The sequence below is a fragment of the Nocardiopsis sp. MT53 genome (assembly GCF_019598965.1).
In the GTDB taxonomy this organism is placed as follows: Bacteria; Actinomycetota; Actinomycetes; order Streptosporangiales; family Streptosporangiaceae; genus Nocardiopsis; species Nocardiopsis changdeensis.
Genome location: NZ_CP080599.1, coordinates 2,318,462 through 2,344,349, shown reverse-complemented (window position 1 = coordinate 2,344,349; position 25,888 = coordinate 2,318,462). Strand labels below are relative to the sequence as shown.

Annotated in this window: 40 protein-coding genes; 31 read left to right on the top strand and 9 right to left on the bottom strand. The window is 71.7% G+C overall.

Annotated features, from left to right (window positions below):
* Position 1: 1 nt before the first annotated feature.
* The 31 genes from K1J57_RS10315 (at position 2) to K1J57_RS10165 (ending at position 21,681) form a co-directional block, all read left to right on the top strand.
* Positions 2 to 226 carry a hypothetical protein gene (locus K1J57_RS10315; protein ID WP_220564207.1) on the top strand — a complete coding sequence of 75 codons (225 nt, stop codon included), beginning with the start codon at positions 2 to 4 and terminating at the stop codon, positions 224 to 226.
* 156 nt (positions 227 to 382) lie between these two features.
* Positions 383 to 799, top strand: coding sequence for a hypothetical protein (locus K1J57_RS10310; protein WP_220564206.1), 417 nt, complete (start codon positions 383 to 385; stop codon positions 797 to 799).
* Between the two features lie 211 nt (positions 800 to 1,010).
* Positions 1,011 to 1,208 (top strand): hypothetical protein, encoded by a 198-nt coding sequence (locus K1J57_RS10305; protein ID WP_220564205.1) that lies wholly within the window; start codon positions 1,011 to 1,013, stop codon positions 1,206 to 1,208.
* A gap of 144 nt (positions 1,209 to 1,352) precedes the next feature.
* Positions 1,353 to 1,781 carry a hypothetical protein gene (locus tag K1J57_RS10300; protein ID WP_220564204.1) on the top strand — a complete coding sequence of 143 codons (429 nt, stop codon included), beginning with the start codon at positions 1,353 to 1,355 and terminating at the stop codon, positions 1,779 to 1,781.
* Between the two features lie 150 nt (positions 1,782 to 1,931).
* A complete protein-coding gene (locus K1J57_RS10295; RefSeq protein WP_220564203.1) occupies positions 1,932 to 2,462 on the top strand; it encodes a hypothetical protein in 531 nt (176 codons plus the stop codon).
* Positions 2,459 to 3,781, top strand: coding sequence for a PBSX family phage terminase large subunit (locus tag K1J57_RS10290; RefSeq protein WP_220564202.1), 1,323 nt, complete (start codon positions 2,459 to 2,461; stop codon positions 3,779 to 3,781). Before K1J57_RS10295 ends, K1J57_RS10290 begins: the two co-directional genes overlap by 4 nt.
* A gap of 10 nt (positions 3,782 to 3,791) precedes the next feature.
* Positions 3,792 to 4,175, top strand: coding sequence for a hypothetical protein (locus K1J57_RS10285; RefSeq protein ID WP_220564201.1), 384 nt, complete (start codon positions 3,792 to 3,794; stop codon positions 4,173 to 4,175).
* A 14-nt stretch (positions 4,176 to 4,189) separates the two neighbouring features.
* A complete protein-coding gene (locus tag K1J57_RS10280) occupies positions 4,190 to 4,516 on the top strand; it encodes a hypothetical protein (protein ID WP_220564200.1) in 327 nt (108 codons plus the stop codon).
* On the top strand, positions 4,516 to 4,701 hold the full coding sequence (locus K1J57_RS10275; protein ID WP_220564199.1) for a hypothetical protein: 186 nt from the start codon (positions 4,516 to 4,518) through the stop codon (positions 4,699 to 4,701). The genes K1J57_RS10280 and K1J57_RS10275 overlap by 1 nt, the downstream gene beginning before the upstream one ends.
* A 4-nt stretch (positions 4,702 to 4,705) precedes the next feature.
* The gene (locus tag K1J57_RS10270; RefSeq protein ID WP_220564198.1) at positions 4,706 to 6,262 is read left to right on the top strand and encodes a hypothetical protein; all 1,557 of its coding nucleotides are present in this window, start codon (positions 4,706 to 4,708) and stop codon (positions 6,260 to 6,262) included.
* 21 nt (positions 6,263 to 6,283) lie between these two features.
* On the top strand, positions 6,284 to 8,380 hold the full coding sequence (locus tag K1J57_RS10265) for a phage minor capsid protein (protein WP_220564197.1): 2,097 nt from the start codon (positions 6,284 to 6,286) through the stop codon (positions 8,378 to 8,380).
* Complete coding sequence (locus K1J57_RS10260) at positions 8,377 to 8,658, top strand: hypothetical protein (RefSeq protein ID WP_220564196.1); 282 nt, start codon at positions 8,377 to 8,379, stop codon at positions 8,656 to 8,658. Before K1J57_RS10265 ends, K1J57_RS10260 begins: the two co-directional genes overlap by 4 nt.
* 96 nt (positions 8,659 to 8,754) lie before the next feature.
* A complete protein-coding gene (locus K1J57_RS10255; RefSeq protein ID WP_220564195.1) occupies positions 8,755 to 9,525 on the top strand; it encodes a hypothetical protein in 771 nt (256 codons plus the stop codon).
* Positions 9,526 to 9,537: 12 nt separating this feature from the next.
* Entirely contained in the window at positions 9,538 to 10,542 is a 1,005-nt protein-coding gene (locus K1J57_RS10250; protein ID WP_220564194.1) for a major capsid protein, read from the top strand.
* A gap of 3 nt (positions 10,543 to 10,545) precedes the next feature.
* Positions 10,546 to 10,881 (top strand): hypothetical protein, encoded by a 336-nt coding sequence (locus K1J57_RS10245; RefSeq protein WP_220564193.1) that lies wholly within the window; start codon positions 10,546 to 10,548, stop codon positions 10,879 to 10,881.
* Positions 10,881 to 11,084 (top strand): hypothetical protein, encoded by a 204-nt coding sequence (locus K1J57_RS10240; protein WP_220564192.1) that lies wholly within the window; start codon positions 10,881 to 10,883, stop codon positions 11,082 to 11,084. Before K1J57_RS10245 ends, K1J57_RS10240 begins: the two co-directional genes overlap by 1 nt.
* A gap of 4 nt (positions 11,085 to 11,088) precedes the next feature.
* Complete coding sequence (locus tag K1J57_RS10235; protein WP_220564191.1) at positions 11,089 to 11,526, top strand: hypothetical protein; 438 nt, start codon at positions 11,089 to 11,091, stop codon at positions 11,524 to 11,526.
* On the top strand, positions 11,526 to 11,861 hold the full coding sequence (locus K1J57_RS10230) for a hypothetical protein (protein WP_220564190.1): 336 nt from the start codon (positions 11,526 to 11,528) through the stop codon (positions 11,859 to 11,861). The genes K1J57_RS10235 and K1J57_RS10230 overlap by 1 nt, the downstream gene beginning before the upstream one ends.
* On the top strand, positions 11,858 to 12,205 hold the full coding sequence (locus K1J57_RS10225) for a hypothetical protein (RefSeq protein WP_220564189.1): 348 nt from the start codon (positions 11,858 to 11,860) through the stop codon (positions 12,203 to 12,205). The genes K1J57_RS10230 and K1J57_RS10225 overlap by 4 nt, the downstream gene beginning before the upstream one ends.
* The gene (locus tag K1J57_RS10220) at positions 12,202 to 12,636 is read left to right on the top strand and encodes a minor capsid protein (protein ID WP_220564188.1); all 435 of its coding nucleotides are present in this window, start codon (positions 12,202 to 12,204) and stop codon (positions 12,634 to 12,636) included. Before K1J57_RS10225 ends, K1J57_RS10220 begins: the two co-directional genes overlap by 4 nt.
* Before the next feature lie 58 nt (positions 12,637 to 12,694).
* Positions 12,695 to 13,153 carry a phage tail tube protein gene (locus K1J57_RS10215; RefSeq protein ID WP_220564187.1) on the top strand — a complete coding sequence of 153 codons (459 nt, stop codon included), beginning with the start codon at positions 12,695 to 12,697 and terminating at the stop codon, positions 13,151 to 13,153.
* Positions 13,153 to 13,701, top strand: a complete 549-nt coding sequence (locus K1J57_RS10210) for a hypothetical protein (protein WP_220564186.1) — start codon at positions 13,153 to 13,155, stop codon at positions 13,699 to 13,701. The genes K1J57_RS10215 and K1J57_RS10210 overlap by 1 nt, the downstream gene beginning before the upstream one ends.
* A 171-nt stretch (positions 13,702 to 13,872) precedes the next feature.
* Complete coding sequence (locus K1J57_RS10205; RefSeq protein WP_220564185.1) at positions 13,873 to 15,960, top strand: hypothetical protein; 2,088 nt, start codon at positions 13,873 to 13,875, stop codon at positions 15,958 to 15,960.
* On the top strand, positions 15,960 to 16,754 hold the full coding sequence (locus K1J57_RS10200) for a hypothetical protein (RefSeq protein ID WP_220564184.1): 795 nt from the start codon (positions 15,960 to 15,962) through the stop codon (positions 16,752 to 16,754). The genes K1J57_RS10205 and K1J57_RS10200 overlap by 1 nt, the downstream gene beginning before the upstream one ends.
* Positions 16,755 to 16,766: 12 nt before the next feature.
* Positions 16,767 to 18,023 (top strand): hypothetical protein, encoded by a 1,257-nt coding sequence (locus tag K1J57_RS10195; protein WP_220564183.1) that lies wholly within the window; start codon positions 16,767 to 16,769, stop codon positions 18,021 to 18,023.
* A 45-nt stretch (positions 18,024 to 18,068) separates the two neighbouring features.
* Positions 18,069 to 18,392 (top strand): hypothetical protein, encoded by a 324-nt coding sequence (locus tag K1J57_RS10190; RefSeq protein ID WP_220564182.1) that lies wholly within the window; start codon positions 18,069 to 18,071, stop codon positions 18,390 to 18,392.
* A 64-nt stretch (positions 18,393 to 18,456) separates the two neighbouring features.
* Positions 18,457 to 19,335, top strand: coding sequence for a peptidoglycan recognition family protein (locus K1J57_RS10185; protein ID WP_220564181.1), 879 nt, complete (start codon positions 18,457 to 18,459; stop codon positions 19,333 to 19,335).
* Entirely contained in the window at positions 19,335 to 19,553 is a 219-nt protein-coding gene (locus K1J57_RS10180; protein ID WP_220564180.1) for a hypothetical protein, read from the top strand. The genes K1J57_RS10185 and K1J57_RS10180 overlap by 1 nt, the downstream gene beginning before the upstream one ends.
* Before the next feature lie 5 nt (positions 19,554 to 19,558).
* The gene (locus K1J57_RS10175) at positions 19,559 to 19,921 is read left to right on the top strand and encodes a hypothetical protein (RefSeq protein ID WP_220564179.1); all 363 of its coding nucleotides are present in this window, start codon (positions 19,559 to 19,561) and stop codon (positions 19,919 to 19,921) included.
* 13 nt (positions 19,922 to 19,934) lie between these two features.
* The gene (locus K1J57_RS10170; protein WP_220564178.1) at positions 19,935 to 21,332 is read left to right on the top strand and encodes a peptidoglycan-binding protein; all 1,398 of its coding nucleotides are present in this window, start codon (positions 19,935 to 19,937) and stop codon (positions 21,330 to 21,332) included.
* A 4-nt stretch (positions 21,333 to 21,336) separates the two neighbouring features.
* The gene (locus tag K1J57_RS10165; RefSeq protein WP_255646946.1) at positions 21,337 to 21,681 is read left to right on the top strand and encodes a hypothetical protein; all 345 of its coding nucleotides are present in this window, start codon (positions 21,337 to 21,339) and stop codon (positions 21,679 to 21,681) included.
* Positions 21,682 to 22,029: 348 nt separating this feature from the next.
* Here the strand turns inward: K1J57_RS10165 and K1J57_RS10160 are convergent, their stop codons facing one another.
* From K1J57_RS10160 to K1J57_RS10120, 9 genes are all read right to left on the bottom strand, one after another.
* Entirely contained in the window at positions 22,030 to 22,563 is a 534-nt protein-coding gene (locus K1J57_RS10160; protein WP_220564177.1) for a hypothetical protein, read from the bottom strand.
* A 113-nt stretch (positions 22,564 to 22,676) separates the two neighbouring features.
* Positions 22,677 to 23,018, bottom strand: a complete 342-nt coding sequence (locus tag K1J57_RS10155; RefSeq protein ID WP_220564176.1) for a hypothetical protein — start codon at positions 23,016 to 23,018, stop codon at positions 22,677 to 22,679.
* 47 nt (positions 23,019 to 23,065) lie between these two features.
* Positions 23,066 to 23,755 (bottom strand): hypothetical protein, encoded by a 690-nt coding sequence (locus tag K1J57_RS10150; protein ID WP_220564175.1) that lies wholly within the window; start codon positions 23,753 to 23,755, stop codon positions 23,066 to 23,068.
* 84 nt (positions 23,756 to 23,839) lie between these two features.
* Positions 23,840 to 24,016 carry a hypothetical protein gene (locus tag K1J57_RS10145; protein ID WP_220564174.1) on the bottom strand — a complete coding sequence of 59 codons (177 nt, stop codon included), beginning with the start codon at positions 24,014 to 24,016 and terminating at the stop codon, positions 23,840 to 23,842.
* A gap of 241 nt (positions 24,017 to 24,257) precedes the next feature.
* A complete protein-coding gene (locus tag K1J57_RS10140; RefSeq protein WP_220564173.1) occupies positions 24,258 to 24,419 on the bottom strand; it encodes a hypothetical protein in 162 nt (53 codons plus the stop codon).
* Positions 24,419 to 24,604 (bottom strand): DUF397 domain-containing protein, encoded by a 186-nt coding sequence (locus tag K1J57_RS10135; RefSeq protein WP_220564172.1) that lies wholly within the window; start codon positions 24,602 to 24,604, stop codon positions 24,419 to 24,421. The genes K1J57_RS10140 and K1J57_RS10135 overlap by 1 nt, the downstream gene beginning before the upstream one ends.
* Positions 24,605 to 24,747: 143 nt before the next feature.
* Entirely contained in the window at positions 24,748 to 25,011 is a 264-nt protein-coding gene (locus K1J57_RS10130; RefSeq protein WP_220564171.1) for a hypothetical protein, read from the bottom strand.
* A gap of 42 nt (positions 25,012 to 25,053) precedes the next feature.
* The gene (locus K1J57_RS10125) at positions 25,054 to 25,377 is read right to left on the bottom strand and encodes a hypothetical protein (protein WP_220564170.1); all 324 of its coding nucleotides are present in this window, start codon (positions 25,375 to 25,377) and stop codon (positions 25,054 to 25,056) included.
* Positions 25,374 to 25,715 carry a hypothetical protein gene (locus K1J57_RS10120; RefSeq protein WP_220564169.1) on the bottom strand — a complete coding sequence of 114 codons (342 nt, stop codon included), beginning with the start codon at positions 25,713 to 25,715 and terminating at the stop codon, positions 25,374 to 25,376. Before K1J57_RS10120 ends, K1J57_RS10125 begins: the two co-directional genes overlap by 4 nt.
* Positions 25,716 to 25,888: the final 173 nt, after the last annotated feature.

Sequence of the window (25,888 nt, the reverse complement as noted above, 5' to 3'; positions counted from 1 at the left end):
CATGACCGGAACCATCGTCCGCGCCCGCTGCCTGCTGCTCATCGGCCCCTGGGCGGAGGTGACGCTCCCGGAGCGCGACTACACGGACCCCGTGCGGGTGGACGCCGCTCAGCTGGCCTCCGAGGTCGGCGTCTCCGACCCGAAGGACTTGCCGGGGATGGACTTCGAGGTCACCTTCGAGGGCACCCCGGCGGAGCCGGTGTTGTCGGGGTGGCGTCGGGTGTGAGCTGGGACGGGAGCCCCGGGCTGTGACGCCCGGGGTTTTCTGTGACCCGTGGTGTTGCGTAATAGAGAGAGGGTGTGGTTTAATAGAGATGTCGGCAAGGGGATGGCACCCCAACCCGACACGCAGTTTGAAAACACAACAGAGAGTGAGAACGTCGTGAACCACGACGAGCGCCGGGCCCGCCTGGCACACCTGTCCTTCCGACTCCTTCACGTCCTGGCCCTGGCCCGGGAGATCCTCGCGGACGTCACGCCCGTGACCCTCCCGCCGGTCCTCACCCCGGACACGGCTACCGAGATCTGGGACGCCATGAGCCGCACCATGATCCTCATGGACGAAGAACCCCTGGTCAGCATCATCCCCGATCAGGGACGGGAGATCCTCCAGCAGGGACTTGCCAAGGCCCTGATGTGCAGCCAGCACGTCGCCACCATGGCCGAGTTCATGGTCGACGGCGAAGGCGACAAGCTGGAGGAGTGGATGTTCCGGGCCGCTGAACTGGTGATCAGCGACGCCGACATCAGCCTCCACGTCGCCAGCGAGGAGCTGGGCGGACAGGCCATGGACGACTAGCTCACACCCCCGCCGCCCCGGCACCCAGCCGGGGCGGCTTCTCTGTTTCCGCCCCACGTTCGGTGTTGCGCAATGGAGAGTGACTGTGGTTTAATAGAGACATGCCGGAGGGGATGGCACCCCACCGGAGCCGTTTGAAAACACCATAGAGAGAGAGTCAGTCATGACCTTCACCTGCGTAAACGCCTGCTTGCAGGGCTGCGACCGAGGAATGATCCGGTCCACCACGTGGGACGCCGACACCGAACGGCACGTGCCCACCGACCACCTCTGCCCGTGCGGCGGCACCCCGTGCCCCGCCTGCCAGGTCGGCAGCATCTGCCAGGTCAGCGGCCGGGACTACACCGACCAGGACCCCAGCGGGGCCGCCTGGTGGGACCCGACCGAGGAGTGGGACTACGAGGACTGACGCACACGGCGCCCCGCCCCCGGGCGGGGCGCCCCCTCTCTCTCCGCCACCCCGCACAGCACAACGGCGGCGGGCCAGGCCCCGCAGAGCCCAAGTGGCAAACCCGCCGCCGTCCGTTTGAAAACACCTCAGAGAGGCACCGCCATGGTAACCCAGCCGCCGGCCCCCGAAGGGCTCACCGTCACCGAAATCGCCGCCAAGTACGGCCGGTCCCGCGGCGTCGTGAACAACACCTGGGTCCTGTCCGAGGAGTGGAAGGCCAGCGTCCGCCGCCTGACCCCGCCCGGCGTCAAGCCGGTCCGCTACGACGCCCAGGACGTCGACGCCCTTGTCCGCACGTGGATGTGGTTCCCGCCCGAGACCACCGACATCCCGGCCGACCGGCCGCTCACGATGAAGCAGGTGGCCGCGTACACCGGCCTGGACTACTCGGTCGTCCGCACCGACGCATCCCGGGGGGTGCTCAAGGGCCACGCCCAGGACGACGCGGACGGCCGCCCCACGTGGACGCGCGCGCAGGTGGACCGGCTGTACACCGGCCGCCGCATCCGCGCCCGCAAGCCCAAGAAGTGACCCCCTGGGCGTTTTGTCACTTCGAGGTGCAACCCTAGATCCCGGTGCCACACGCGCGCCCTCTCCCGGGCCACCGCCCGGCCGTCCGTTGGGGGACGGCGACCGGGCGGGGCCCGTTCTCATGTCCGGCCCCGGGGAGGTGCATCCCCTGTGGCCCAACCGAACCACCGCCGCGACCCCGAGAAGATCCGCCGCGTCAAGGAACTGCACGCCGCTGGAAAGTCCCGGAACGAGATCCACCGCGAACTCGGCATTCCCCAGGAGAGCGTCAGCACCATCGCGAAGGACGCCGGGTTGTCCTTCGACCGGCGCCGCACCGCCGCCGCCACCCGCGCGAAGGTCGAAGACGCCCGCGCCGCCCGGACCGAGCTGATCCTCCGCCTCTACGCCCAGGCCCACAACGCGCTCGACCGGCTCGACCTCCCCGAGCACGACCTCGCCCAGCCCTCCGCCGGGCAGCTCGTGAAGTGGACTGCGAAGTACCTGCCCGCCCAGGACGTGCGCGCGCTCGTGCAGGCCGCCGGCGCGGCTGCCCGTGAGGCCGTCAAGCTCGAGGCTGTCGACGCCGACACCCTGAACCTCCCCGCCGTCGACGCCTGGCTTCAGGCGATGACCGGCGACACCCCCGCCCCCGAGCCCTCCACCGAGGAGGCGAACCCGGACGGGGGTGACCCCGCATGAGCATCAAGCCCCTCGTCGGCAAGCAGGCCCTGAGCGTGCAGCTGGCCACCGCCCGCATGAACATCTGGGAGGGCACCGTCCGGAGCAGCAAGACCGTGTGCTCCCTACTCGCCTGGCTCCAGTTCGTGCGCCAGGCCCCGCCCGGCAACCTCCTCATGGTCGGCAAGACCGAACGCACCCTCCGCCGCAACATCATCGACCCGCTGGTCGAGATGCTCGGGTCCTCCCGGTGCAAGCTCAACGCCGGAGAGGGCACCCTCCACCTCCTGGGCCGCCGCGTCTACATCGCGGGCGCGAACGACGAGCGCGCGCAGGAGAAGATCCGCGGCATGACCCTGCTCGGCGCCTACGTCGACGAGCTGTCCGTCCTCCCGGAAAGCTTCTGGGAGATGCTCCGCACCCGCATGAGCCAGGCCGGGGCGCGCATCTACGCCACGACCAACCCCGAGGGACCGTTCCACTGGTGCAAGGTCAAGTGGCTCGACCGAGCCCGCCTCTGGGTCGACCGAGACGACAAGCTCCACCGGTTCGACGGCGACACGGTGCCGCTGCACCGGTTCTCGTTCAAGCTCACCGACAACCCCCACCTCGACCCCGAGTACCGAGACGACCTCATCGCCTCGAGCGTGGGCCTCTGGTACCGGCGGCTGATCCTCGGAGAGTGGGCGCTCGCAGAGGGCGCCGTCTACGACAGCTTCGACCCCGACCGGCACGTCGTCGACCGGCTCCCCGAGATCACCCGATGGGTCTCGTGCGGCATCGACTACGGCACCACGAACCCGTTCGCCGCCGTCCTCCTGGGGATCGGCGCCGACCGCCGCATGTACGTCACCAGCGAATACCGGTGGGACTCGAAGAAGGAACGGGCGAAGAAGACCGACGCCCAGTACTCCGCCGCCCTCCGCGACTGGCTCAAGCGGGTACCGCGCCCCGGGGAGATCACCGGCGCCGACCACGCCCAGGCGCGCGGCGTCCGCCCCGAGAAGACCTATGTCGACCCGTCCGCCGCGTCGTTCATGACCCAGCTGTGGGCCGACCGGCACCCCGGCGTGGCCACCGCCGACAACGACGTCCTCGACGGCATCCGCACCGTGTCCTCGGTGATGGGCCAGGACCGGTTGCGCATCCACCGGTCCGCGACCGGCCTCATCACCGAACTCCCCGCCTACGCCTGGGACGACGACGCGGCCGCCAAGGGGGAGGACAAGCCGGTCAAGGCGTTCGACCACTCGGCTGACGCCCTCCGGTACGGGCTGCACAGCTCCGCGTGGCTGTGGCGGTCCACGCTCAAGCTCCCGATTCTCGAACTCGCCGCCTGAGGAGACCCGCGTGCCCGAGATCCCGCCCGGCCTGGCCGCCGCCCAGCACGCCATGCGGCTGCTGCACACCACCACGGCCCCGGTCGTCTACATCACCGGCAGCGTCACGAACGCCCACCGGCACGCCCGCGCGGCCGGCATCCCCCGCCACCGGGTGCGGACCGCGCACCGGGCCTGCCACCTCCGCGGCGCCCGCGGCCCCCTGGTCGTGATCGAGCTGCACAGCGCCCAGCGGCTCCGCCCGGCCGACCGGGACGAGATCCGCCAGCACGTCGACTTGCTCCGCGCCACCGGCGCTGACGTCGTCCACCTGGTGGAGGACTCCCCCGAGGAGCGCGCGGTCGGCCAGGTGCTCGCCGCCCAGCTCGCCGCCGCACACCCCACCACCGCCTGAGGAGGCACCCCAGCATGGCCGCTCACTGGCCGCCCCGCGTGGGCGACGTCGTCCACTACGTGTCCCACGGCTCCCCCGTGCTGCCGGACGGCACCCAGCGGTACCCGTCCGCGTGCCGGGCCGCGATCGTCACCTTGGTGGACACCTACCAGGACTGGCCGCCCGGACATCACATCGGACACGTCGGACTCGCGGTGCTCAACCCGACCGGGGCCTTCTTCGACCAGGGCGTGTTCCACGGCGTCGGTGACCCGGCCGACGACGCTCCGGGCGCCCGCTGCCACACCGGCGGCCGCGCCTACCCCGCCGGCACGTGGCACGTCCCCGAGACCGGCGACTGATGGCCGCCCGCTACGCCGTGCGGGAGCGCACGCTCCCCGCCCACCTGGCCGCCGCCCGACCCGGCCGCCCCACCGTGTGGGACGTGATCGCGCTCCCCTCTCGCCGCATCGCGCCGTGGGGCGTCCACCTCGACCCCGCCCGCGCCCGCGCCCACGCGAACCGGCTCAACACCCGAAGGGAGTGACCCCGTGCCGCTCCCCGACGAGAACACCCCCTGGCCCCCGAAGAACCTGGTCGACGCATACGACGACATGCGCCAGGCAGACGTCTGGTACACCGGCGACAAATACCAGCTCGCGGAGTACTACGGCACCCTCGTCAAGCGCGACCGCGACCGGCCCAGCGTGCAGGCGTACCTGTGGGCCCAGAGCCGCCGCCTCGACGAACCCGAACGCCGCGTACACGTCCCCGTGGCCGGAGACATCGCCGCCGCCTCCGCCGGACTGCTCGCGAGCGAGGCGCCCACGATCCGGTTCGAGAACGCCCAGGCGCAGACCCGGTTCGACCAGCTGGCCGAAGACGGCGGCCTCCACATGCGCCTCCTCGAGGGCCTCGAGCTGTGCGCCGCCCTCGGAGACTGCTACCTGGCCACCGTGTGGGACCGGGAGGCCGTCCCCGACCGGGCCCTCCTGACGGTCTGGCCCGGGGACATGGCCATCCCCACGATCCGGTACGGCCGCCTGATCGAGGTGACGTTCTGGCGGGAGCTGTCCCGGGAGGGCGACGTCGTGCTCCGGCTGCTGGAGCGGCACGCCGTTGAGGACGGGGCCGGCCTGATCGAGTACGGCCTCTACGAAGGCACGACCGCGAACCTCGGGACCCGGAGGCCTTTCAACCGGCACCCCGACGCCGCCCACCTCGACGCGCTCACCGACGACCAGGGCCGACAGTTGACCGGCATCGGCATGCTGACGGCGACCCACATCCCCAACATCCGGCCGAACCGGCGTGACCGCGGGTACCTCGGGCGGTCCGACTACGCCGCCCCGGTGTGGGACGAGATGGACGCCATCGACCAGACGATGACGAGCTGGATGCGGGACATCCGGCTCGGCAAGGGCCGCATCGCCGTCCCGGCCGGTGTGCTCGAGTCCCTCGGGGAGGGCCAGGGGTCGTACTTCGACCTGGACCGTGAGGTCTACGACGAGATCAACGTCGACCCCAAGGCTCCCGGGTTCGGGATCACGGTCGCCCAGTTCCAGATCCGCCACGAGGAGCACCGGGCGACGAAGGACGACCTGTTGGCCACCATCGCCCGGTCCTGCGGGTACAGCCCCAGCACCTTCGGGTTGGCCGAGCAGGGAGAGCGCACCGCGACGGAGGTCGTCGACCGCAAGGAAGCGTCGATGACCACGACCGAGCGCAAGGGCATGTACGTCAAGACCGCTCTGAGGCGGATCTCGCAGGCGTGGCTTGCCCTCGACGCCGCCCAGTTCGACAGCGGCGTGGACGTCCTCGACCCGCCCACGGTCGAGATGGCCCCGGCCGAACGGCCGTCCCGGGAATCCGAGGCCCGGTCCATTCAGATGCTCCGCGCCGCGGAGGCCATCAGCACGTGGCTGGTGGTGAAGCGCCAGCACCCCGAGTGGACCGACACCGAGGTCCAGGAGGAGGCGGCCCGGATCGAGCGGGAGCGCGCGGCCGTCACCGACGCCGACCCGTGGATGGGCGCCGCTGAGGGCCTGGCCGCCAACCGGCTCGAGGACAACGAGGACCAGGGCGACGAGCCCGAGGACGGCGAGTAGCCGGACAGGGGGTGGCCGCCGGTGCCCGGTGTGAACCCCGACGACGTCGACGAGATCGTGGCGAACGTCGCTGCGATCTACCGTGAGGGGGAACTCGCGCTCCTGCGCGAGATCCGCGACCACCTCCGCGAGCACCCGGGCGCCCCGACCGCGTTCGCCCAGCCCCGGGCCGACGCGCTCGCGTCGCTCCGCCGGGCCGCCGGCGCGGTGCAGACGGCGCTGACGGGGAACGGGTCGACGGCGCTCCGCCAGGCCGTGGCCGACGCCTGGCGGCTGGGCACCCGGGCCGCGGTGGCGGACCTGCCCGCGGCCTGGTTCCCGGCGTCGGGGCTGTCGCAGGCGGCGGAGGCCGCCCGCGACCTGGTGCCCCAGCAGGGCGCGATTCAGGCGCTCGCGGCTGCGCTCGTGCGCGACGTCGGCCAGGTGGTGCAGAACATCCTGAGGGACACGCTCGACGCCTACCGGTCCGCGATCGCCGGGGCCACGGCCCGGATGCTGGCCGGCGGCCAGACCCGGCGGGACGCCACACAGGCCGCGTGGGCCGCCCTGGTGAACCGGGGCATCCTGGGGTTCACCGACCGGTCCGGGCGCCGGTGGCGGCTGTCCAGCTACGTCGAGATGGCGACCCGGACGGCGTCCGCGCGCGCGGCCGTCGAGGGGCAGACGTCCCGGCTCGAGGACCTGGGCGTGAAGTACGTGTACGTGTCCGACCACGCCCAGGAGTGCCAGCTGTGCCGCCCGTGGGAGGGCAAGATTCTGTTCCGCGGTGAGGCCACCGTGGGCACGGCCGCACCGAACCCGCTCCGCCCCCGGGCGTGGGTGACGGTCCACCCGGCCGGGACCCTGGCGGAGGCCAGGGCCGCGGGCCTGTTCCACCCGAACTGCCGCCACAGCGTGTCCGCGTACCTGCCGGGGGTCACCCAGATCCCGCGGGCGACCGCCCAGCCCGAGCAGTACAAGGCGCGGATGCGTCAGCGCGAGATCGAACGCAAGATCCGGAAGTGGAAGGAGCAGGAGGCCGCGGCCACCACGGACGAGGCCAAGAAGGCGGCCCGCCGGAAGGTCCTCGACTGGCAGCGCGAGATGCGCAAGCACCTCGACGACCACCCGGAGCTCAAGCGGCTCCGGTACCGGGAGCAGATCGGCGCGGGCTCCACCCCGCCCGGCGGCGACACCTCCAACCCGGCGACCCCGCTGGGTCCGGACGTGCAGCCGGACCTGTTCAACCCCGCCGGCGGGGTACGCGCGGCCGACCAGCCCCGCCAGGCCGGGCCGCTCCTGGCCGTCAACCCCGCCCCGAACCCTGCGGAGGAGGCCCACCGGCAACAGCTGGAGGCCGCCCGGCAGGCCGCCCGGTCCGCCGCCCAGCAGGCGCGATCCGCGCCCCTGGGGCCCGGGTTCATCCGGCTCGGGGACCTCATCCCCGACGACTACGACGACGCCCTCAACCGTGAGGACGAGATCCGCGACGCCCTCACCGACGTCCTCGAGAGCCGCGACTACAACGGGTTCACCATCGCCATCAGCAGCACCGACATCAACGAGGACGAGACCCAGTTCTCCGCCGACATCCACAGCCAGAACGACACCTACGTCGGGACGGTGGAGCGGACCTTCCGCCGGGAGGGCGGCGGCATCCTGTACGCCATCCACGACTATCTGAACCTCGACCGGTCGGTCCGCGGCCAGGGGTTCGCGGAGGCGTGGAACGGGTTCCTCGAGCGCTGGTACCGGCACAGCGGGTTTGAGAGGATCGAGGTCCACGCGAACATCGACGTGGGCGGGTACACGTGGGCGCGGCAGGGCTTCACCTGGGCGGACGAGCACGACGCCATCGACCTGGCGAACCAGCTGGAGCGGGAACTCGCCAGAGCGGAAACCGAGTTGGCGTCGATGGCGTCGGACGACCCGGACCGGCCGGGCCTGCAATTCGAGATCGCCGCGGCGGAGGCCCTGCTCGACCGGTTCAACGACGAGCCGTTCGGGTCCGACGACTACCCGACCGCGTATGAGCTGTCCCAGTGCGGCCGCCAGCCGCAGCACACCGGCCGGGATGCGTCCTGGATCGGTAAGCGCGCCATGCTGGGGTCCGACTGGCAAGGGGTGAAGTGGCTATGACCCGAGACCGTTCGTGGCGGCGGGCCCGTCCCGTGCGCCCCTCACAGGCGCAGGTGGATCGGCTCCGCGCCCTGTCCGACCTGCACGCCGAGTGGACCGCCGAGCACCTCGACGGGGAGGTCGAGTTCCGGCCGGACGCCCCGGAGCGGCGCCAGGTCTCCGACTACAACCTCCACTACCTCGACGTGAACCCGCCGGCCGACGCCGAGCAGGAGTTCCACGCGCGGGCGCGCGGCATCTTCGGCCTCGACCCTGAGACTGGGGCGCCCCCCGCCTGACCCTCTTCTGACCCGCCCCGTACCGGCCCCCGGTGCGGGGCTTTCTCATGCCCGCGGACAGGCGCCGCGGGCTTTCCCACGCCCAGGAGGCGACGCATGTCCATCGAACTTCCCCGCCACCCGCGCACCGGCCTTCGGGCGCTCGGTGTGCTGCCGTCCGGCCGGATCGTCTGGCCCCAGCTCGGGGGCGACGAGTCCGGGTCCGGCGGCGACGGCCAGGGCGGCACGGCCGGTGTCGGCCAGGGTGGCCAGGGCGCTGGCCAGGCCGGTGGCGACGGTGGCCAGGGTGCTGGCCAGCCGGGCGCGGCCGGTGGCCAGCAGCAGGCCGGGCAGCAGCCGGGCGGCCAGGCGCCGCCGGTCGGCCCGGACGGACAGCCGCTCGACCCCGCGCGCCTTCAGCGCCTGGTGGAGAACCTCCGCGAGGAGAACCGCCAGCTGAAGCAGCGTGGCCAGGGCGGCGCCGGTGGCCAGCAGGACACCGGCCAGCAGGACGGCCAGGGCCAGGCGCCCGGCCAGCAGCGTGGCCAGGCACCGGCCACCGACGACGGGACCGCGGCCAGGCTCGCCGCGGCCACGACCGAACTCGCGGTCTACCGGGCCGCGGGCAAGCACGGTGCGAACCCGGTCGCGCTCACCGACTCCCGGTCCTTCATGGACGCCGTCGGCAAGCTCGACCCGGCCGCGGCCGACTACGACAAGCAGGTCTCCGACGCCATCAAGAAGGCGGTCGCCGACCACCCCCACTACGCCAGCGGCCAGGCGCCCGGCGGCACCCGCGGAGGCAGCGACGGCACCGGCAGGCCCGGCGCCCCCGACCAGCCCAAGGGGCTGGGCGCGGCCCTCCGCTCCCACTACGCCAAGAAGTAAGGAGGGCACCCGATGCCCGTCACTCTCGCGGAAGCGAAGAACAACACCACCGACGCCGTGGACCTGGCCGTCATCGACGAGTTCCGCAAGGAATCGACGATCCTGGACACCCTGATCTGGGACGACGCGGTCAACCCGTCCGGGGGCGGCGCGACCCTCACCTACGGGTACCGGCGCCTGATCACCCAGCCCACCGCCTCCACCCGCGCCATCAACAGCGAGTACACCCCGCAGAACGTCACCACCGAGCGGTACACCACCGACCTCGCGGTCATGGGTGGAAGCTTCGAGGTCGACCGCATCGTCGGGGAGATCGGCCCCGCGGCCAGCGGCGCCGTCGAGCTGAACATGAGCCAGAAGATCAAGGCGACCCGCACCCAGTTCCAGGACCTCGTCATCAACGGTGACACCGCCGTGGACGCGAACGGGTTCGACGGCCTCGACAAGGCCCTCACCGGCTCCACCACGGAGTTCGGGGCGACCTCCGTCACCGACTGGTCGGACCTGGACACCGACGCCTCGGTGAAGCACAAGGCCCTCGACACCCTCGACGAGTGGCTCGGGCTGCTCGACGGCATGCCGACCGTCATCCTCGGGAACCGGGCCGCGCTCGCGAAGATCCGCGCCATCGTGCGCCGGACCGGCATGTACGTCCGCAACCCCGTCGACGGCCTCGTCGACCAGTTCGGCCGACCCGTCGTGCGGGAGTCCTACGGCGGCGCCATCTTCGCGGACCCGGGCGACAAGGCCGGCAGCAACTCCCCGATCATCCCGGTCGAGGGCCGAACCGTGGGCGGCACCGCCGAGACCGGCCTCACCGACCTCTACGCCTACCGCGTGGACATGAGCGGCTTCCACGGCGTGTCCACCACCGGCGGGGTCCGCATCCGCCAGTGGCCGCCGGACTTCTCCACCGCGGGCGCGGTCAAGCTCGGTGAGGTCGAACTCGGTCCCGTGGCGGTCGCCCTGAAGTCGACCAAGGCCGCGGCCGTCCTGCGCAACGTGAAGGTGGCCTAACCCATGACCCTGCACAAGATCACGGCCCCGGTGCCCGGGTACACGGGCGTCGTCGCCGGGGTGGCCCTGGCGAACGGGGTGGGCGAGACCTCCGACGAGGGGGTGCTCGCGTACTTCCACCGCCACCGCTACAAGGTCGAGGCGGTCGAGCAGGCCCCCGAGGAGGACGGCGGCCAGGGCGGCGGCGAGCAGCCGCCCGCCCGGCCGGCGAAGTCCGCCAGCAAGGCCGACTGGCTCGCCTACGCCGTCGCCCAGGGCATGCCCGAGGAGGAGGCGGAGGCCGCCACCCGCGACCAGCTCGTGGAGCGGTACGCGCCCGCGGACGGGGGTGACGCCTGATGGCCTTCTACGAACACCGCAAGGGCGGCCAGGTCGTCGAGCGGGTCCGCACCGTCCCCAAGTCCCTCGAGGACACCCGCATCGGCCTCCAGGCGATGGCCCGGGAGAAGGCCCGGGAGGCGGACGGCTGGTACCTGGTCGAGGAGCCCGCCGCCCTGGCCCCGGCCGACGAGCAGCCCGAGGACACCAACGGCGGGGGGTGAGCGCGTGGACCCCTACGCCACCGTGACCGAGCTCAACGCCTACCTCGACGAGCCGGTCGACAACCCCGAGCGGATGCTCAACCGGGCGTCCCGCCGCGTGCGGGGCGCCCTGCTGTCCGCCATCTACGACCGCACCGAACCGGACACCGCCGCCGCCCTCCGCGACGCCACCCTCGAACTCTGTGCGTGGTGGGCGGACAACGGCATGGACGGCAGCGAGCAGGACGGCGGGATCGGGGACCCCCGGGCGTGGACTTCGGTCGCGGCCGGTCCGATCTCGCTGGGCGGGGGCCGCACCGGCGGCGCCGGCGGGGGCCAGGCCTCCGCCACCGCGGCCGCGGCCGCCCGCGCGGGCCTGCCGGAGCAGTCCTACCTGATCCTCCAGCAGGCCGGGTTGACCGGCCACGGGCCGCGCACCGGCCCGCCCGGGTGGTGGTGCTGATGCCCGGCACCATCCCCGGAGCCCTGCTCCGCCGCATGGGGTGGGACATCACCGTCGAGCCGTACACGGGCGCGGGAGCGCACGGGCCCGTGTACGGGCCGCCGGTCACCGTCCGGGCCCTGATGGAGGCCGGGCGGCGGAAGGTCACCCGCACCGAGGGGGACGAGGTCGTCTCGACCACGACCCTCCGCGTGCGCCTGGCCGACGCCGACCACTTCCCGGCCGGGTCCCGCGTGGGCCTCCCGGACGGCACCACCCCGACCGTCATCACGACGGTCCGCTACGACGGCCGCAAGCTCCCTGTCCCGTCCCATCTGGAGGTGAGCCTCACATGAGCAGCAGCGTTCGACTGAAGTGGGACGGCGACGACGCCCGCCGCGAAGCCCTCAAGGCCGCGGAGAAGGGCCTCGGGCTCGCGATGGAGCACCTCCTCGGGGAGTCCCGCAAGGAGGCCCCCCTCGAGGAGGGCACCCTCGAGCGGTCCGGTACCGCCGTGGTGCGGGGCCGGGAGGGCGCCGTGTACTTCGACACCGTGTACGCCAGGAGACAGCACGAGGAACTCACCTGGCGGCACGACCCGGGCCGGAAGGCGAAGTACTTGGAGGACCCGTTCAACCGGGAGCGGGAGACCCTCCTCGAGATCGTGGCCGCCCAGGTGAGGGAGGCGCTCGGGCCGTGACCCTGACCGACGAGATCGGCCTCCTCCTGGACGAGCTGGGCGTCGGCGAGTACCGGCTCGACGGGAGCGCTGGCGGGAACCTGTTCGCCACGTCCCTACCGCTCGCTCCTGACGTCGCTTTGGCCATCGCCCTGTATGGGGACGGCGCCGACGCCCTGGGCGGCCTGCCCGAGGACGACGTCCGCGTGCAGCTGCGCATCCGCGGCACCAAGGACAACCCCGCCCCGGGGGAGGCCCTGGCCCAGGCCGCCTACGACGCCCTCAACGGGCTCATGTACCGGGCGCTCCCGGGCGGCACCTGGCTCCAGATGGCCGTCTGCCAGGGCGGCGCTCCGGCCTACATCGGCCGGGACGAGAACGGCCGGCACGAGTGGACGGTGAACGTCCGCCTGGTGCTGGAGCGCCCCACGACGGCCCGGCCCGGATTCTGAACCACACCCACCCCTGGCCCCGCCCGCGCGGGGCCCCACCCTGCAAAGGAGGTCCGCGATGGTCCTGCACCAGGTGCCCGCGCGGAGCATCATCCTCGAAGTCAGCGACGGCGCCACCACCCCCGTGTGGACCGAGGTCGGCGGAAAGCTCACCGTGACCGTGAACCGGGCGGAGAACGAGGAGTTCGTCGACACCACGACCATGGAGTCGAACGGCTTCTACTCCCAGGACAAGATGCAGGAGGGCGCCACCCTCACCCTCGAGGGCCGTCTCGTCAAGGACGACACGACCGGCGCCCTCGAGCCGGGGCAGGCCCTCGTCACGGCCAACGCGAGCGGCAAGTTCGGCATCGAGAGCCACGCCATGTACCGGTTCAGGTACCCGATGGACACCGAGTGGACCGTCTGGGACGCCACCACCAGCGTGGGAGAACAGGGCGGCAACCACAACGAAAACACCAGCTTCAACGCCACCCTGAGCCGGTCCGGGCCCAGCACCACCGTGGCGGTGCTCTGATGAACGTCGAGGAGGCCCTCGCGGAGGCCGCCCGGCTGCACGCCGACACCGACGCGGCGGAGGCCGCGGCCGAACGCGCCGCTGAGAACCAGAGCCATGACGAGTTCTGGGCGGAGGTCGAGGCCCAGGAGGAGACCGAGACCATCCTCGGTGTCCGGGTCCGGGTGCCCTCCCCCCGGACCGTCACCCTGCGCACCAAGCGGCGCATCGAGCGCCTGGACCTGGTCGAGGTCTCCGACGAGGAGATCGCCGCCGCCCTCGACGACCTGTTCGGGGAGGGGTCCTTCCAGCGCTGGTACGACGCCGGGATGACCTACCAGCGCCTCGCGGTGGTCATGGCGTGGGGCATCGCCCGCGCCGGCGGATCCCCGATCACCTGGCGGGACGCCTACGAGGCGGTGACCACGGGAAAAGCCCCGGAGCGTCTGCTCCGGGAGAAGGCGCTCCGCGCGAAGGGCGCTTCGAGCGGTGCCTCCGAAAGTACTGGTGGGCGCTCGAAGGCTGGGCGCTCGCGCAAGGGATCCAAGCGGAAGCGCTCGCGGACATGACCGTCCGCCAGTTCCACGCCCTCGTCTTGGCGATGCCCAGAGACACCGTGTTCTGGCGGCTGCTCGAGAAGGAACCCGACCAGGTCGTCGACGGCGAAGCCGCCCGGGACCTGCTCCGCAACCTGTGAGGCGCCCAGGCGCCACGTGATGACCCGAGGGGGGTGAACCCCCTTGGCGATGAACGTGGGCGAACTGGTCGCCACCATGGACCTCGAGGACCGGGGGTACAGCAGAGGACTCGCCGGTGCGGCCGCGGAGGCGCGCGTCGCCGCCAACCGCATCGAGGACGCGCTCGACGACATCGACGCCTCCGGCGCCGGGGCCCGCTCGGGCCAGGGGTTCGGGAACGGCCTCCTGGGCGCGATCCGCGGGGAGCGGCCGCGGCTGATGAGCGCCGGGGCCGATGCCGGCGGGGGCCTCAGCAGCGGGCTCACGAAGGCGTTCGGCGCGATCTCGTCGAACGTGTGGGTGATGGTTGGCGTGGTGGGCGTGGCCCTGGCGGCGCTGCCCCTGCTCGGCGCCACGGTCGGGCTCGGGCTCGCGCTCGCGTTCGGCGGTGCCATCGCCGGTGTGGGCCTGGCCGCGGCCGCCCAGGCCCAGGAGGTCCAGGACGCGTTCTCGGACCTGAAGGACAACGTCGTCCGCGACCTGAAGCGGATGGCCGAACCCCTGCAAGGGACCCTGGTCGACGTCGCCGGGGACCTGCAAGGCCTTTTTGACTCCCTTTCCCCGCATCTCGAATCCGCTTTTGCGGAAATGGCGCCGGTCCTTTCCGAATTCTCGGAACTCCTTTTCGGGGCCTTCGAGGGCGCGGGCCCGGTCATTGATGAAGCCACCGAGGCTTTCAACTCCCTCCTCGGAGCACTCGGCCCAGACCTGGAGGAATCCCTAGGGGGAATTTGGGAATCCCTTTCGGACCTCTTCGGGACCATCAAGGAGAACCCGGAGCCTTTCGCCGGGATCATCACCGGTGCGATCGACCTGGTCGGCAAGATCATTAAATTGGTCGACTGGCTCAGCATCGCCTACGTCTGGATCAATGAGAACATCCCGGGCGGCCTCCTAGGGCTGCTCTCCCCCATGGTCCTCCTCGGGACGACCCTTACCGACACCGCCGGAAAGGCCGGGGGATTCCGGGACGCCATCATGGAAATGGCGGGCTCGCTGTCGTCGGCGTGGGAGTACATCCGAGGCGGGGCGGAGGAGCTCTGGGAGGCGCTCCAGCCGATCCTAGAGGACCTGTGGGAGGCCCTGGCCTCCTCCGACATCCTCGAGACCATCCGCGAGTGGTGGTCCCAGCTGGGCGAGATCTTCAGCCTCGGCGGGGAGCTGATCGGGGAAATCCTCTCCAAGGCAGCAGAATTCCTCACCTGGATTTGGGAGAACTTCGGCACCGAGATCATCGGAATCCTAGAGGGACTCTGGGAGATCATTTCCGGGATCGTCTCGGGCGGCCTCGAAGTCATCAAGGGAATCCTAAATACCGTCCTCGGGCTCATCACCGGGGACTGGGATCGCGCCTGGAATGGCGTCAAGCAAATCGGCGCCGGAATCTGGGAAGCCCTCAAGGGCATCATCGGCGGAGCCATCAAGATCATCTCGAACGGCCTTTCCGCCACCCTGAAATTCATCCAGGGGATTTGGAATTCCGCCTGGGGCTCCGTGAAGTCCACGGCCAACAACATCTGGTCCGGGATCGTCGGCGCGTGGAATGGACTGAAAAACGCCACGTCCGCAGCGTGGTCGTGGATGAAATCCAAGATCACGAGCCTTTTCAGCCAGGCGCTTTCCACGGTCCGCTCGAAGCTGTCCTCCTGGTCGTCGGTCGGCCGGGACATGATCCAGGGCGTGATCAACGGCGTGACCGGCGCCGCGGGCAGGCTCTACAGCAAGCTCCGCGGCATCGCCTCGAGCGCGCTGGAGTCGGCCAAGGAGGCCCTGGGGATCTCCTCCCCGTCTCGCGTGATGCGTGACCAGGTCGGCCGGTGGATTCCCGAGGGCATCGCGGCCGGCCTCCAGCTGGGGCAGGCCCGGCTGGATTCGGCCACGTACCGGATGGCGGCGGGCATCGCGGACAGCATGACCGGCGCCCTGGCGGTGCCCGGCCAGCGGTCCGCCGCGGACGGCATCCCCGGCCCGGACCGGGGCGGCAAGGACCCGGCGGTGTGGGTGGAGCACTTCCACGCCACCGAGCGCATGTCGCCGCACGACGTCGGAGAGGCCCTGTACGGGCTCGTGAGCGCACGGAGGGGGGTCTGATGCTGCCGGACAGTCTCGCGTGGCAGGGGCTCACCCTCGGGCCGCCCAGCGTCTACCAGCTGCTCCGCCTCGACGGGTGGGAGGACATGCCGCCTTTGGACTCCGGGGACGAGCCCCGCCCGGCCCGGCACGGGTCGTGGGCGGGCACCTCCTACGCGCAGGCCCGGACCGTCACCGTCACGGGGCGCATCCGGGCCCTGCCCGTGGACATCCGAGACCGGGTGCGGGACCTCCGCCGGGTGTGCGCGGTGCCCGATGATGACACGCTGTGGCCGCTGGTGGCGACGGTGCTGGGCGAGTCCCTCACCGTCGACGCGCGGGTCTCCCTGCGCGTCATCAGCCTGGACAAGTACTCGAGGCTGGGGCACGTGCCGTTCACCCTCCAATGGACGTGCCCGGACCCGATCCGGTACGACCCCGACCCCGTGCACCTGGCCATCGTCCCGGGCGCGGCCCGGCCGGCGCCCCAGCAGGGCACCACCTCCAGCCGCCCCACCATCACCATCTACGGGCCCTGCACCACCCCCACCATCACCGTGACCCGGCCCGGCCGCCCGCCCCTGTCCGTGGGGTTCGCCGTGACGATGTTCGCCGGGGAGTCCCTCACCCTGGACTGCCACGCCGGGACCGTGACCGCGTCGTGGGGGGACGACATCACCGGCACCCTCACCGCCGGGTCCGTGCCGGTCGAGGCGCTGGCCATCCCCGTGGGCACGTCCACGGTGGCCCTGGCCGCGACCGGCACCGGCGCCACCACCCGCGCGCACGTCACCTACCGGCACGCCTACCTGTAACGGAAGGGACCCATGCCCTCGTACCGGTACCAGTTCTGTGACCTGCTCACCGACCAGCACATCACGGACCTGGCCCTCAGCGGCGTCCGCTACGGGCGCCGGATCGTGCAGCCCGGCCCGTTCTCCGCGCGGGTGCCGATCACCAACCGCACCACCGCACAGCAGGTCGCCCGCATCCTCCCGCCCCGAGAGGACGACATCAGCACGGGGCCCGGCCGGACCATCTGCCACGTCTGGCGCAACGGCCAGCTGTGGGGGTCGTACATCATCTGGCGCGGCCGGGTGTCGTCCGACGACCGCGGCCGCATCACGGCGGAGCTGTCCGGCGAGTCGCTGGAGTCGTGGTTCCACCGCGTACAGATCGACTCCACGCAGACCTACGTGCAGCAGGACCAGCTGTTCATTGCCCGGGAGATCGTCCGCCGCAAGCAGGCCCAGACCAGCGGCGGCGCGTTGCAGCTGGGCATCATCGGGGGCGGCCCGGCCACCTCCGGTGTGCTCCGTGACCGGACGTACTCCGGGCACGACCTGGCGACGGTCGGGGAACGCCTCGAGCAGCTGTCGGAGGTGATCGGCGGACCCGAGTGGTACGTCCGCACCTACCCGAACGCCTCCGGCGCGAGGGTGCGGGAGTTCTACGTCGCCCCGCTCCTCGGGAACACCGCGCGCACGCACGTGTTCGCCCAGCCCGGCAACGTCCTGTCCTGGTCGCACAGCGTGGACGCCACCGGCACCGGCACCCATTACACCGCCCGCGGCGACGCCGCAGACGGCAACGGGTACCGGTCCGTGTTCCAGGTGTTCTCCCAGGACCACCGGTCCGCCGGGTGGGCCCAGCTCGAGGAGACCCGCGACTACCCCACGGTGACCAGCGGCTCCACCCTCGGGGACTACGCCGCCTGGTGGGCGGCCCACCGCGCCGGCGCCCAGCACTCCCTACAGGTCGACGTGCGGCTCGGGGAGTCCCCGACGCTCACCCCCGACCGGCTCGGGGAGCGCGCCCGGCTGACCCTGGTCAACGACTGGTGGCCCCTCGACGCGAACGGGGCGCCGACCTTCGACGAGATCCGCCGCGTGATCGGGATGGAGATCGCTGCCCCGGACCGGGGCCAGCCCGAGCGGGTGACCCTCCTCCTCGAGGGGCCGCGGGAGGGCGGCGACACCTCCCCGCGGGGGGCGCCGATGTACGCGCGGGACCTGGCCGACCAGCTGGACGCGCGGACTCGTCAGATCACTCGCCCGGTGCTGTCGTCGACGGCGCCCATCTAGAAGACCCGGAACCCCATGACCACACCCACCCCGAACTATGCGCACTTGGGAGAGCTGTTGACCCTGATGCGCGAGGAGATGCGCAAGGGATTCGACGACCTCCGCCGTGAGATCGGCGGCCGCGTGTCCTCCGACGTCTACGAGGCCGACAAGCGCCTCACGGAGGAGCGGATAGCCCGCCTCGGGTCGGAGGTCGCGGAGCTCCGCGCGGACGCGAAGCAGAAGGAGGCCACGGAGGAGGCCGCGGAGAAGGCAGCGGAGGACCGCCGGGCCGCGGACCGCCGGATGGTGCGGGCCGCGGTGATCACCGCCGGGTTCTCTCTCCTCGTCGGCGCGGTGCTGCTCGCGCTCCAGCTGCTCGCCACGTAGCCCACAACCCACCCGCCCGCCCCCGTGCCGCCCGGCCGGGGGCTTTCCCATGCCAGGAGGCGCCATGCCCCGACCACCGCTCTACATCAGCCGGGAGGACCTCGGGTGGTCCGCCACCTCCCCGGCCGCCTACGCCGACCCGAAGTCCGGTCTCGTCGTCCACTACGACGGCAGCGACCAGGGGCTCGTCAACGGCGACCTCGACGACTTCCTCGACTACTGGCAGCGCACCCGCGACTTCCACACCGGCCCGTCCCGCAACTGGCGGGACGTCGGGTACAGCTTCGCCGCGACCCCTCAGGGCCACGTGGTGGAGGGCCGGGGGCTCCACCGGGAGCAGGCCGCCCAGCCGGGCGGCAACACCACGCACTACTCGGTGACGCTCGGGCTGGGCCCCGGCGAGACCCCGACCGACGACCAGATCAACGCCGTCCGCTGGCTCCGCCAGTGGCTCATGGAGGACCACGGCGTGTCCGGCAAGGTCCTGGGCCACCGCGACTTCATCGCCACCAGCTGCCCCGGCGACCGCGCCTACGCGCTCGTCAAGGACGGCACTTTCACCCAGGCGCCCGGCGCCATCAGCACAGAAGGAGACAATCCCTTGATCGGACTTCGCGAAGGCGACGGCAAGGCCACCGGCAAGAAGGAGGAGGTCATCGCCGTGCAGCGGCTCGGGACCTTCGCGGGCTTCGGCTCGTACTTGGCGCCCTACGGCTGCGACGGCGAGTGGGGGCCCGCGACGTCGGAGATGATGCTCGCGCTCCGCCACAGCGTCGGCTCCTCGGTCACGAACGCGAGCAGCATCACCGGCACCGCCTACGCGCACCTCATCCAGGCCGTCGCCATCGCGGAGGCCCGGAAGCTCATCGCGGGCGGCGGGGGTGGGGGCGCTCTCCCCGCGACTGCCGAGATCAGCGGCACCGTGAAGCTGAAGGGGGCCTGATGCACGCGACCCCGCGCGACCCCGCGCGCTACCTGCCGGAGAAGAAGGTGACGGCCGCGGGCGGCGCCGGTGGCGTCGCCCTGGTCCTCGTCTGGCTCGCGTCCCTGGCCGGCCTCGACATGCCGGAGGCGGTCGCCCACGGGTTCGTGTACCTGGCCGCCCTGGTGGCCGCGTACCTGGCCCCGCACACCCGCCGCGACGACACCGAGGAGGCGTAGCCCCGATGGCGTTTCAGACCGTCGCCCTCGACAGGACCCTCGAAGGTCTCGTTGCTGGCGCCGTCACCGCGTCCATGCACACCACCGACGGCGGCACCACCGGCACCGGCGAAGTCACCGGCGGCACCTACGCCCGCCAGCCGATCACCTGGGACCCCGCCAGCGGCGGACAGATCGACGCCGCCGCGCAGATCACCTTCGACATCCCCGGCGGCCACACCGTGACCCACCTGGGCCTGTGGGACGCCTCCGGCACCCCCGTATGGCAAGGCTCCATCAAGTTGTCCACCCCGGAGAGCTACGGGGCGGCGGGCACGTACACGGTCCTCCTGGTCCGCGTGACCCAGTCGGACATCACTCCGGCGTAGGGAGGGGCCCACCGTGGCGACCACGGTCAACAACTCCCTGTCCGGGGTCACCGGAACCCAGCCGTCCGCGTCCTCGCTGGCGCGGACGGCTCGGGCCGGGGCCGTCGGCATTCTCTCGCCCAGCAGGGCGCTGTACTCCGCCACCCAGACCGTGCACGGCCTCACCACCGTGCAGCTGTCCACCGGCTACCACCGGGGCGACACACCCCGCCTCGGACCCATCGCCCTGCCCGCCACGGGCCCGTGGTGGGCGCGCTGGTACGCCTGGATGCCGCCGCTACAGGACGCCGGGTACGGCATCAACGAAGTCCGCTGGCACGTCCATTTCCCAGGGACGGGCCTCGGGTACGTCACCCACGCGACCGCCGCCGGCAACGCCGGGACGCGCCTCCAGCCGTCCGGGCTCGCGTCAGCGGCGATCAACTGGGACACCGAGACCGGATCGGCCGTGGCCACCGGGCAGTGGTGGCGGATCGAGCTGGAGTACACCGGCACGGACCTGATCAGCCGCATCTACCCCGGGCACTCCACCACCGGCGCCCGCGTCCACACCTGGTTGAACCGGGACGTCGGCCGGTCCCTCGAGGTGACCGGGTACCGGTACCGGCGCGGAGTCCTGCTCCAGCAGGGCGCCACCGACGCCACCACCGGCGGCCAGGTGTCGTTCCGCCAACAGCAGCTCATCGACCTCGGATACCTGGCGCCGGGCGGCGCGGACGGCCAGTACGGGCCCGGCACCGCCACCGCGGTGCAGAGCTTCCAACTGGCCTACGGCCTGGTCCCGGCGGACGGCGAGATCGGTCCGGAGACCGGCGCGGCCATGGACCTGGCCATCTGGGTACTCAAGGCTCAGCCGACCCCGCCGCCGCTGTACCTGTCCCACGTGGCGGTGTCGGACTCCGGCCCGCTCGGGCCCGCGGCACTCCCGGGCGGTGATGCGGTCGCCGCCCTGGGGGCGCTGCTCACCCCGGCCTCGGGCACCAAGCACGCTGCCGGTGAAGCGGTGGCGGCCCTCGGGGCGTTGGCGTCGCCGTCCGGCGGCCGCGGCGGCAACGCCCTGGCGGTCCTCGGGGCGTCCGGGGTCGTCGACGGGGCCAAGGCCGGCGCGGGTGAAGCGGTCGCGTCGCTCGGGACCATCACCGAGGCGGACGGCACGAAGCATGCCTTCGGCCAGGCCGTCGCGCAGCTCGGCGTTGTCGGCACCGTGCAGGGCACCAAGCACACCGCGGGCTCCGCCATCGCGCAGCTGGCGCTCACCACCGAGGCGCACCAGCTGATCGAGCCGGTACCGCCGGTGCAGGCCGTCGCCCGCATCGTGCACCAGCCGGAGGGGACCGCGCGGCCGTCCGGCCGCCTCGGTGGAGCCGCACACCCGACCAGCCGCATCGACGGCACCGCGAGCAGGAGGTGACGCCGTGGCGACACACCAGACCTTGACCGTCTACGAGTGGAACGACGAGGAGATCGACCTCAGCATCACCGACCCGGACGCCGGGACCGCCTACGACCTCACCGACGCCGTACTCGAGCTGGTCATCAAGGACACCGTCGACCAGCTCGACACCGACCCGGCAACGGTGATCCTGTCCACCACGACGGGGGAGATCACCGTCGTGAACGCCGCCCAGGGCCTGGCCCTGGCGATGATCAACCGCGGCTACCTGGCGACGCCCGGGGATCTCGTGTGGCGGCTCGACGTGGTCCGGGCCGGGACCCGGCGGACCGCGATCTACGGGCCGCTCCGGGTGACGAACCTCTGAGCAGCACAGCGCCCCGCCTCCCGTACTGGGAGGCGGGGCGCTTTTCGCGTTCCTGGGGGAAGCAGAAACCCCGCCCTCGGGCGGGGTTCTCATCTCCGCGTGCGCGGAGCAAAGGGACCTTCTGGGTGGAGGGTTTCCCCCGCCTTCCAGAACATTCGCGGTCCATCCCCGCGTGCGCGGGGGCGTACTGCTTGGGTCTTCACCGTGAAACGGCGTAGTGGCCCATTCCCGCGTGCGCGGGACATATGACCTGAACAGGTAGATCTACCTGTTAGTTGGTCCATACCCGCCTGTGCGGGCGCTCCCCGAGGGGATTGGCTCCACCATAACCCGGCGGAGTCGGCTGTGTCAGCGGTTCAGGAGATTCGTGTTGATCTCCGCCGCGATCGCCTCAGCGTCGGCGTCGGTCAGCTCGGTCCCGTCGAGCCACCCGATCAGCACCTCAGCGGAGTACAGGACCTCCCAGCCCTGTTCCTGGGCGGTGTCCGCGACGACGGGGGACACCTCCCCGTCGCCGGAGTCCGCCAGGACCATGTACCGGAGGTCCGACAGGCCGATGGCGGAGGGCTCCCGGTCGGCCTGGGCGTCGTACAGGTCCCGGATGTGGTCGGGGGTGACCCGGCGGGCGTCGAGGGCGTCGGCGTACCAGCCGTTGCCGGACAGGACCCACTCCCCGGTGACCCTCCACCCCTGGGCGGCCAGCGCCAGCTTCGCGCAGGTCTGGGCGGTGTGGAGGGTCTCGTCGGCGTGGGGGATGTGGGTGTCGATATCAGAAGTGACCTGGGTCCCGAGGTCGCCGTCCTCCCAGGTGTGGACGGCGACGATGTGGTTCTCGGGGTTCCCGGCGAGGCGGACAGCGGACATGAGGGCGACGTACTGCACAGGGTGCTCCGTTCAGGGGGTTCGGGTCCGCCCCGGGGTGGGCGGCATCCCCGCGTGCGCGGGGCTGGGGGCCCGCCCACAGGATGGGCGGGGTGGGCCGGTTCTCAGGTCGGTCAGTCGATGAGGGGCAGCGTCGCGAGATCGACCGCGGCCGCAGTGGGGGTGTAGTAGTCGGCCAGCGCGTCACGGCTCATGCGGATGAACCGGCCGTCGGGGAGACGGACGATGCAGAAGCCCACCGAAGCCACGTACCGGCGCGGCTTCCCGTCCGGGTCCGGGGAGGTCCACCGGAGCACGCAGTAAGTGTCCTCGGGCGTCTCGGGCAGGGTGGCCGTGGCTTCGACCCCTACCGAAGCCAGGTGTTCCAACAGGGCGGGAATGGTCTCGGCGGTGATCTCGGCAACTTGCACGTGTTCGGGGCGTCGGGCGACGTGCAGTGTGAACGGGTTGTCCATGGTGTCCTCTCGGGTTGGTTCCGCCCGGGTGGGCGGGGAGCAGGGGGTTAGCCGCGTGCGGGCTCGACGGCGCGGAGACCCATCGCAATCGCGATCGAGTGGTTGGCGTTGGCCTGCGGAGTGCCCCTCCACGCCTCCTCGTAGGCCTCGCACAGGGCCCGGCCGCTGTCGGTGGCCTCGAACGTCTCCCCGTGGTCGACGAGGTAGCCGTCGCGGACCAGGCGGCGACCACGCTCGGTCTCCCACAGCAGACTGTCGTGCGGGGTGTGCTTCCACAGCTCGGGGCGGGTCGTGATCACGAATCCCAGGAACACCATGTCGCGGTGCCGGAGCGGGTCCACGCCGGTCTCCTGGGCGTGGACGCACACGGGGCAGGCCGGGGCGTCGTCGCGGCCCTGCCCGTCGTACACGGGAATGGCCTCGCACAGGGCGTGCCCCGGGAGGGGACCGTCCGTCGCGGCGATGTGCTGGGTGCGGGCAGGGCACCGGTAGCAGGTGCCGAGCGGGCCCTCGATGAGCGGGCGACGGCTCTTGAATCCGCAGATGTCACAGGTGTACATAGGGAACTCCTTGTCGAGTACGCGGTCGATGGTGGACCGGCTGATTCCGGTGACCTTGTGGATGCGGTGCTTGGTGATGCCGGCGCGTCGGGCTCTGACGATGAGGCTGTCACGTCCGGCGATCACGCGGGCGTAGTTTTCGAGCTCTGCTTCGAGGGCTTCTTGCTCCCTGTCCATGTATTGAACAGTACATGTATCGATCGATACATACAAGCCCCAGGGGGAACCCCCGCCGCTGGCGCGCGACGGGGGCCGCCAGACTCACCGAGTGCGAATCTCGGCGTGCCACCACCCGTTCAGCTGGCCCAGGCCGTCGACCTCCTCCAAGACCCGCGTGGCCGTATCCGGCCGGACGTCGTCCTCGGGCCGGAGAGTCCGGTCGGCCCGGTACCGGGCCTCCTGCTGCTCGTCCATCCACAGGTCGAGCTGAAATCGCATATGGCGGAGCGGCGCCATGTGTCCCCCGTGTAGCTGTACGTGATGCCGTGTGGCCGAATGGTGGGGCCGCCGGCACCCATCCGGCGGCCCCGTGGTGCGGGGTCCCTACTCCCGCGCCCGCCCCGTCTCCCTCCTCAGGGACCAGAGCGGGGGTCTGTGGTGGGCCGCCGGGGGTCCTCCAACCCCCGGCGGCCCGTGCCCGTCTCCGTGTCCCTCCCCAGGGGCGGAGACGGGGGTCTGGTCACTCCTCCGGGTAGCCCAGATCCCGGGCCTGACGGCGGGCGTCGGCTACGGCGCGCCCGAGAGCGTCCTCGTCGCCGTCCCGGGATGCCTGCGCGGCCTTCCCGAGGGTGCGGAGGAGTTCCTTCGTCTTCTCGTCGTCCTCGTCGCGCTTCTTGCCCATCAGGCGGCCGCCTTCAGGAGCGCGGCCCACTCGCCGCCGGGGAACACGAGGTGCCCCAGCTCCCGGTTCTGGGTGTCGCGGACGGCCGTGGTCGGCCCCTCCGCGACCTCCACACAGTTCGTGACGCCCTGGCTGTACGTGCTCTTGTGCCAGGACTTCGGTCCCTCGACCGTGGTGGTCTGCATCCGTACCCTTCCTCGTATCGGTGATTCCGTGGCCCGGGGCGGTGGCCGCCGCGATCCCGGGCCGTCGCCCCCCGGCAAGCACCGGGGGGCGACTTCTTGGGCTCTCCCCACCCGCAGCTCGGACGGAGGGCGGGGAGAGCGGTCTAGTCGTGCCCCAGCAGCGCGCGGAGGGCGTCGTCGGTCACGCCCCGCTCGAGAGCAGCCAGCGGCGGCGTGGACGCCGCCTCGAGGGCCGCCATCAGCTCCGGGAGGACGATCTCCGGGTCCGCGCCCTCATCGACGACCAGGTCCAGGGCGCGGACGAGCGCCCGGTCGCGGGCCCCGATGTAGGAGGCGGGGGCGTCCGCCGGGATGTCGGCCAGGGCGGCGCTGATCTCACCGAGCAGCGCCCCCAATCGGATGTCCATCTGCGTGTCCTCTCTCTCGTGTGCCGTGGTGTGGTGGGGGGTCTACGGCGCGGGCGGAGTGGTCTCGGGGGCCACGCCCTGCCGGTCGCGGAGCCGGGTCTCCAGCTGCTCCGGGGTGGGCTCCACCTCGGACCGCCACGGGGCGTCCGGGTCCCGGTTCGTTGCGATCCACATCCGGCCGGTCCACGCGATCCGGTGCGTCTGCCCGTAGGCGGCGCGGAGCCTCTTGAGGACGACCTCGGGCGGCACCCACGTCTCTCCGCCCTCGTCCTGGTGGTGTCCGGCGTGGTGCGGGTCCAGCACGCACCGGCGGAGGGTGCTGCTGGGGGTGAGGCGTTCAGCGCCGCAGATCCACCGGGTGCTCATGCCGCCACCGCCTCGAGCTGGTCGCGCTGGTGGTGGCCGATGGCGCCCAGGACGACGAGGGCGCGGCGCTGGGCGCGGGCGCGCGGGTCGCGGGCGGCGAACAGGTCCAGGGGCTCCGGCGCGCGGTGGCGACCGCCGATCCGCGGGGGCGCCGGGGGCAGAGCCGGAGCCGGGCGGCCGGTCCGCTGCGTGGGCAGCTGGAGCACCACGGCACCGGGAGCGGCGGCCGGGAGGTCCTCCGCGTAGCGGCGCACGCGGTGGGCGCGCCGGCGGAGGGCGTGAGCAACGGCTCTGGCGACGAGACAGGCCGCGGATGCGACGAGAAGCAGGTAGCGCACGGGGCGCCTCCTCAGTACGGATGCCGCTGGATGGGCGGCGGGTGGATGAAGTACTGAGCCCCATACTCCAACTGAAATTTTTAATTCGCAAGCCCTTCTTAGCGATAAGTTGTCAGCACCATCACGCTAAGGAGTTGCGAAATGTCCGTTTCTAACTCATCGGCGGTACCATC